Here is a 5,704-nt window from a genome sequence, read left to right as displayed (position 1 = left end):
GGCTGTATAAATTCAACATCGGCACGCTGGGTCTGACGGCTGCCGGTGACCGTACAGTTGGCGGCGTTTATATTTTTCGACTGAAGTTATCGTCAGGTTTCTTCGACTTGCTCTATACGCCTGACGCGCCGGATCAAGTCAGCTTCCGGCCGATCGCTGATTTCATTCCTTCGATTCGTTTTCGCAAAGGCCCGTTCAGGACCTACTACAGCGAGCGGATACTGCTGATTGACCAGAAAGTGATCAATGATTACTTCGATAATCTGGTCGCAACGGTTGATACCCGACCGGTCATTCGCACGCAGCAGCGTTCGTTACTGCCCGATCTGTTCACTTTCCACGACGAGCGAGTGCGCCGTGTATTGAGTGACATCGACGAACGGACCACCAGTCTCAATGAAATAATTGCCGCCCTGGTTTATGAAAACCTGTTGAAGGCCGCAAACATCGTCAGCCTGGTGGTGCCACCCGTAGGCACTGTGGTGGTGGCTGTGCAGGTGATGAAAAGCATCTACGACGCGTCGCAGTCGCACCGACGGGGTGATTATTCCGCCGCGCTGGGGCATGTGCAGGATGTATTGAGCGGACTGCTGACATTGGGTCAGGCTGCAGCGGCGGGGGCGCCGGTTAAAGAACTTACCCGTGCGCAACGCTCGTTTCTAAGTCTGTTTGAAGACGCCCGCACGGTCGCGGAACTCGTCACGTATTACACCGGCCATGAAGACCCCGCCGATGAGCTGATCGGTTTCTTCAAGTCACTGATGCAAGAGGGTGACACCGCATTGAGCAAGACCACGGTGCGTTGAGTCGTTTCGAGCGCACATAAGCATTACTTAACTTTCGTAACCCATGCGCCAACTCACGGCCCGCGTCGCAGCCAACAACCGCTGCGCCGCCGGGCCGTTTTCGTCGGCGTGGAACAGCGAGGTCGGGCCGACGATGGTCAGCACCGCAGCGATCTGCCCGACCGCGTTGAACACTGGCGCAGAAAGCGCATCCACACCCGGCATCAACAAACCATGCACGTGATGCAGACCGCGTTCGCGGATCTGTTGACATAGCGCTGCATAGGCTGTTTCATCCTTGAGCGGATGCTCCGCGACAGCGATTTCCTGCTCGCGCAATTCATCGGTTTCCCGGTGCGGCAGGTAAGCGCTGAACACCAGCCCGGTGGACGAGCTGAGCAGCGGCAGCACCGAACCCAATTGCGTCACCACCGTCACCGCGCGCACCGCCGGTTCGATATGCACCACGGTTGCGCCCTGATTGCCCCACACCGCGAGAAAGCAGGTTTCGTTGAGTTCGTCGCGCAACTCGGACAGCGGCAGGGCGGCGACTTTCAGCACGTCCATGCTGTTGAGTGCGGCCAGGCCCACCCGCAGCGCTTCGCGACCGAGGCCGTAATGGTTGGTGGCGGCGTTCTGTTCGGCAAATCCCGAAGCAATCAACGCCTGCAGATAGCGATGCACCTTGCTCGCCGGCATCTGCACGTGTTCGGCCAGACGCGACAGCGAAGTCGACGGTGACAACTCGGCCAAAGCCTTGAGGATGTCGGTGCCGACCTCGGCGGAGCGGACTTTCTGTTTGCCGTTGCTGTCGCTGGTTTTTTCCATGGGGCTGGCGGTTCCGGTTCGAATGGGCGTCTTTATAGCTTGACGCTGGATAGCGAGCAAATTACGTTATGCGTAATCAGATTACGATAATAACAACCCCGGCGTGCCGAGACCTCTGAGCCAGAGCGATGGGCCATTGCCGACTCCCTGTTCAGGAGGCTCCATGAACCTCGATTCACCCGCGCAGGACCTGGTTTACCAGTCCGGCTTCGGCAACGAATTCAGCACTGAAGCGTTGCCCGGCGCGCTGCCCGTTGGCCAGAATTCCCCGCAAAAAGCCCCGTACGGCCTGTATACCGAACTGTTCTCCGGCACCGCCTTCACCATGCCGCGCAGCGAAGCGCGCCGCACCTGGATGTACCGGATTCAGCCATCGGCCAACCACCCGGCGTTCGTCAAACTGGAACGGCAACTGGCCGGCGGACCGTTGGGTGAAGTGACGCCCAATCGCCTGCGCTGGAATCCACTGGAGCTGCCGACCGAACCGACGGATTTCATCGATGGCCTGGTCAGCATGGCGGCCAACGCCGGCGCCGAGAAACCGTCCGGCATCAGCATTTATAACTACACCGCCAACCGTTCGATGGAGCGGGTGTTCTTCAACGCTGACGGTGAAATGCTGCTGGTGCCGCAACTCGGTCGCCTGCGTATCGCCACCGAACTGGGCGTACTCGAGGTGGCGCCGCTGGAAATCGTCGTGCTACCGCGTGGCCTGAAGTTTCGCGTCGAGCTGCTCGATCCACAGGCACGCGGCTACCTCGCCGAGAACCATGGCGCGCCGCTGCGCCTGCCGGATCTGGGGCCGATCGGTAGCAACGGTCTGGCCAATCCACGGGATTTCCTTACCCCGGTCGCCGCCTACGAAAACCTCCAGCAACCGACCACTCTGGTGCAGAAATTTCTTGGCCAGTTGTGGGCCACCGAACTCAATCACTCACCCCTCAATGTGGTCGCCTGGCACGGCAACAACGTGCCGTACAAACACGACCTGCGCCGTTTCAACACCATTGGCACGGTGAGTTTCGATCATCCGGATCCTTCGATCTTCACCGTACTGACCTCGCCGACCAGCGTGCACGGTCTGGCCAACCTCGATTTCGTGATCTTCCCGCCGCGCTGGATGGTCGCCGAAAACACCTTCCGGCCACCGTGGTTCCACCGCAACCTGATGAACGAATTCATGGGCCTGATCCAGGGCGAATACGACGCCAAGGCTGAAGGCTTCGTGCCCGGCGGCGCTTCGTTGCACAGCTGCATGAGCGCCCACGGCCCGGACGGCGAGACCTGCACCAGGGCGATCAACGCCGAGCTTGCACCTGCAAAAATCGATAACACCATGGCCTTCATGTTCGAGACCAGCCAGGTGCTGCGCCCAAGCCGTTTCGCCCTCGACTGCCCTCAATTGCAATCCAGTTATGACGCTTGCTGGGCCTCGCTGCCCGCCACGTTCGACCCGACCCGGAGATAACCCATGACACAGAATTCCATCACCCGCAGTTGGGTCGCTTCAGCCAACGGTCACAGCGATTTTCCGTTGCAGAATCTGCCGCTGGGCGTGTTCAGTCTCAACGATTGCAGTCCGCGCGCGGGCGTGGCGATCGGCGAGCACATCTTCGATTTGCAGGTGGCGCTTGAGGCCGGTCTGTTCGACGGTGTCGCACGCAGTGCGGTGGAAGCCATGCAGGGCGGGCAGTTGAACGCGTTTTTTGAACTCGGTCGTGAGGCGCGGGTGGCCCTGCGCGAACGCCTGATCGAACTGTTCAGTGAAGGCAGCACGCTGCGTGGCAGCATCGAAGCGCAAGGCGCGAAAGTCTTGCCACTGGCTGCCGATTGCCAGATGCACCTGCCGGCGCGAATCAGCGATTACACCGACTTCTACGTCGGCATCGAGCACGCGCAGAACGTCGGCAAACTGTTCCGTCCGGATAACCCGCTGTTGCCGAACTACAAGCACGTGCCGATCGGTTACCACGGTCGCGCTTCCACGGTGCGAGCGTCCGGCACCGACGTGCGCCGGCCGAAGGGCCAGACGCTGCCGGCCGGGCAGACCGAACCGGTATTCGGCCCATGCGCACGTCTGGATTACGAACTGGAGCTGGGCATCTGGATCGGCCAGGGCAATGAGATGGGCGAGCCGATTGCCATCGGTGACGCTGCCGAGCACATCGCCGGTTTCTGCCTGCTCAACGACTGGTCGGCGCGGGATATCCAGGCCTGGGAATACCAGCCACTCGGCCCATTCCTGTCGAAGAGTTTCATCACCAGCGTCTCGCCGTGGGTGGTGATGGCTGAAGCACTGGAACCATTCCGCACGGCGCAACCGGCGCGCCCTGAAGGTGATCCGCAGCCGCTGCCGTATCTGCTCGACAAGCGTGATCAGGACGGCGGTGCCTTCGACATCGAACTGGAAGTGCTGTTGCGTACCGAAACCATGCGCGAGCAGAACCTGCCCGCCCATCGCCTGACCCTGAGCAACACCCGCTACATGTACTGGACCGTCGCGCAAATGGTTGCGCATCACAGCGTCAACGGTTGCCAGTTGCAGGCTGGTGACCTGTTTGGTTCGGGCACTTTGTCCGGCCCGGAAAACGGCCAGTTTGGGAGCTTGCTGGAGATCACTGAGGGCGGTAAGAAACCGATCGAACTGGCTTCCGGCGAAGTGCGCAAGTTCCTTGAGGACGGTGACGAAATCATCCTGCGCGCTCGCTGCGCCCGCGACGGTTTTGCCTCGATCGGCTTCGGCGAATGTCGCGGCACCGTGATCGCTGCACGCTGACAGGAGCGGCTTATGGATCTCTATGGCTATTACCGTTCCACTTCATCGTACCGGGTGCGAATCGCACTGGCGTTGAAGGGCCTCGATTACCAGGCGCTGCCGGTCAACCTGATCGCACCGTCGGGTGGTGAACATCGGCAGCCGGCGTATCTGGCGCTCAATCCCCAGGGCCGGGTGCCAACCTTGCGCACCGATGACGGTGCGCTGCTGATTCAATCGCCGGCGATCATCGAGTATCTGGAAGAGCGTTATCCACAGGTGCCGTTGCTGCCGGATGATCTGCTGACGCGCGCGCAGGTGCGCGGTGTCGCGGCGGTGATCGGCTGCGATGTGCATCCACTGCACAACGTCAGCGTGCTCAATCGCCTGCGCCAGGCGGGGCAGGATGAAACGCAGGTGGTGGAGTGGATCAGTCACTGGATCAGCCAAGGGCTGGCGACGGTGGAGCAGTTGATCGGCGAAAGCGGTTTCTGTTTTGGCGAATGGCCGTGTGTGGCGGATGTGTATCTGATTCCGCAGTTGTATGCGGCAGAGCGGTTCAACGTCAGCCTGGAGGCGTATCCGAAGATTTGCCGTGTGGCTGCGTTGGCGGCTGAACATCCGGCGTTTATCAAGGCGCATCCTGCCAATCAACCAGACACCCCGTAATTCCTGTGGGAGCGAGCCTGCTCGCGAAGACGGCGTGTCAGTGGCCTTTCATTCAGCTGACACACCGCTTTCGCGAGCAGGCTCGCTCCCACACAGGTTTGTGTGGGCCTCAAGGATGGGGGCAAACCTGCAAAAAGCGGTCAATGCACGACGGAGTTCGGCGGCAGATGGCCGAGGCGTTCGGTCAGGCGCAGGCGCTGGATCGGGTCTTCGCTGAGCAATAACGCATGCTCCAGATCGAAGCGTTCAGCGTTCGGGCAATCCAGCCGTTGATACAGACTGGCCCGGGCCATGTAATCAGAGGCCTTCGCATCACCCAGTTCGAGCACTCGTTCTGCGTCGATCAGCGCGGCGATGTGATCGTCGTGGGTCAGATGCAATTGGCGCAGGTTGCGTGACAGACGCTGCAGCATCTGCACTGGCGTGGCCGTCAGCAGATGCTCGGCGCTGAGCTGCATGTTCGGCCCGTATTGGCGTTGCAACAGTTCGCGACAGTCGTTGGGATACAAGCGTCGACCGCCGCAAGGGTCGAGCAAGTGGTCGGCGCCGGGTACCCGCAACAGGAAATGCCCGGGGAAGTTGACCCCGACCAAAGGAATCTCGAGGCCATGCGCCAGTTCCAGTGCGATCAACGCCAATGCCAACGGCTGACCGCGCTGGGTGTGCA

At 60.7% G+C, this 5,704-nt stretch carries 5 protein-coding genes and 1 pseudogene; 4 read left to right on the top strand and 2 right to left on the bottom strand.

Annotated features, from left to right (window positions below):
* Positions 1–806, top strand: a pseudogene (locus OQK_RS06420) (DUF6543 domain-containing protein); the annotation flags it as partial.
* 27 nt (positions 807–833) lie between these two features.
* Here OQK_RS06420 and OQK_RS06415 read toward each other — a convergent pair.
* Complete coding sequence (locus OQK_RS06415; protein ID WP_016771639.1) at positions 834–1,613, bottom strand: IclR family transcriptional regulator; 780 nt, start codon at positions 1,611–1,613, stop codon at positions 834–836.
* Between the two features lie 163 nt (positions 1,614–1,776).
* On the opposite strand from OQK_RS06415, the gene hmgA reads away from it, so the two are divergent.
* Genes hmgA through maiA form a run of 3 tightly spaced genes read left to right on the top strand, consistent with a single transcriptional unit; the run spans position 1,777 to position 5,037 of the window.
* Positions 1,777–3,081, top strand: coding sequence for a homogentisate 1,2-dioxygenase (gene hmgA, locus OQK_RS06410; RefSeq protein ID WP_016771638.1), 1,305 nt, complete (start codon positions 1,777–1,779; stop codon positions 3,079–3,081).
* A 3-nt stretch (positions 3,082–3,084) separates the two neighbouring features.
* Entirely contained in the window at positions 3,085–4,389 is a 1,305-nt protein-coding gene (gene fahA / locus OQK_RS06405) for a fumarylacetoacetase (RefSeq protein ID WP_016771637.1), read from the top strand.
* A 12-nt stretch (positions 4,390–4,401) separates the two neighbouring features.
* Complete coding sequence (gene maiA, locus OQK_RS06400) at positions 4,402–5,037, top strand: maleylacetoacetate isomerase (protein WP_016771636.1); 636 nt, start codon at positions 4,402–4,404, stop codon at positions 5,035–5,037.
* Positions 5,038–5,177: 140 nt separating this feature from the next.
* Here the strand turns inward: maiA and OQK_RS06395 are convergent.
* A partial coding sequence (locus tag OQK_RS06395) for a transglutaminase family protein (protein WP_157221899.1) occupies positions 5,178–5,704 on the bottom strand: 527 nt, incomplete at its 5' end.

It is taken from the genome of Pseudomonas sp. R62 (genome assembly GCF_000257605.1).
GTDB lineage: Bacteria > Pseudomonadota > Gammaproteobacteria > Pseudomonadales > Pseudomonadaceae > Aquipseudomonas > Aquipseudomonas atacamensis.
The sequence above is the reverse complement of the archived record's forward strand: the minus strand, read 5'-3'. Positions and strand labels throughout refer to the sequence as shown.